Here is a 276-nt window from a genome sequence, read left to right as displayed (position 1 = left end):
CATTCCGCCCGAATGCCTCCGCCATGGGCCTGCACGATCGACCGGGTAATCGCCAAGCCCAACCCAGCATGCTCGCTACTGCCTTCGCGCCGTGCCGGGTCCACACGGTAAAGGCGGTCGCACAACCGCGGCAAAGCAGCTGCCTCGATGGCCGGCCCGGTATTGGCCACGCTGATTCTCGGCCCAGGCGCCAGCGTTACCCTTATCTGCCCGCTCGCCGGGGTAAAACGCATGGCGTTATCCAGCAGGTTGGACAGCGCCCGGCGCAGCATATGC

1 protein-coding gene is annotated in these 276 nt (G+C 65.9%); it reads right to left on the bottom strand.

Annotated features, from left to right (window positions below; all coding sequences use genetic code 11):
• On the bottom strand, positions 1 to 276 hold a 276-nt coding region (locus tag R0J88_RS19940), incomplete at both ends, for an ATP-binding protein (RefSeq protein ID WP_410900867.1).

This window comes from Pseudoalteromonas sp. SIMBA_162, from assembly GCF_046535955.1.
In the GTDB taxonomy this organism is placed as follows: Bacteria; Pseudomonadota; Gammaproteobacteria; order Enterobacterales; family Alteromonadaceae; genus Pseudoalteromonas; species Pseudoalteromonas marina.
The sequence above is the reverse complement of the archived record's forward strand: the minus strand, read 5'-3'. Positions and strand labels throughout refer to the sequence as shown.